The sequence below is a fragment of the Noviherbaspirillum sp. ST9 genome (genome assembly GCF_048799745.1).
Taxonomy (GTDB): Bacteria; Pseudomonadota; Gammaproteobacteria; order Burkholderiales; family Burkholderiaceae_D; genus Noviherbaspirillum.
In genome coordinates this window covers 1-581 of record NZ_JBLWFR010000154.1, presented here as the reverse complement: position 1 = coordinate 581, position 581 = coordinate 1, and the positions used below count along the sequence as shown (strand labels likewise).

Sequence of the window (581 nt, the reverse complement as noted above, 5' to 3'; positions counted from 1 at the left end):
GGATGATTGAGTTATTGATAAAATACTCTATCTGGACCTGTTCTTCACTTGCAGCCAGGGGATCGTTATTCAAGTCTTCGAATTTGCTGCAGCTGGTGAAAAACAATCCTGCTGCCAGAAATATATAATATTTATTAATTAATGTTTTCATTTGATATTATTTAAAAGCCTAACGTCAGGTTAAATAAGAAGCTTCGGGTAGTTGGAGCGCTGCTGTTTTCAAAGCCAACAGCGTTAGTGCCTGTTGCAAATACCGATTCAGGATCGATACCAGGTACATGGCTTTTTATCATCCATACATTGTTACACGACACGCCAACGCGTGCCCGCTGTAACGGGGATTTTGACAGCCACTTTGCTGGTAAGTCGTAGTTAAGCTGAATATTCCTTAAACGAATGTTTGTGGCGTCGTAGAGATTGGCTTCTGTAATGCCCAAGTTGTCTATGGCTATACCCGTCTGCCAATATAACTGAGGACTGACAGCTTTAGTGTTTTTCTCGTAACTGTCTCCGCTTTGTACCACTCCATCAACAACAAAATTCTGCCGATCTCCATTTACAACGGTGACAGCTGCTGTACC

1 protein-coding gene is annotated in these 581 nt (G+C 42.0%); it reads right to left on the bottom strand.

All coding sequences use genetic code 11. The features are described 5' to 3' along the window. Positions 1–161 precede the first annotated feature (161 nt). Positions 162–581: hypothetical protein (locus tag ACNOHI_RS25275; protein ID WP_420477480.1), on the bottom strand; the 420-nt coding region annotated here is incomplete at its 5' end.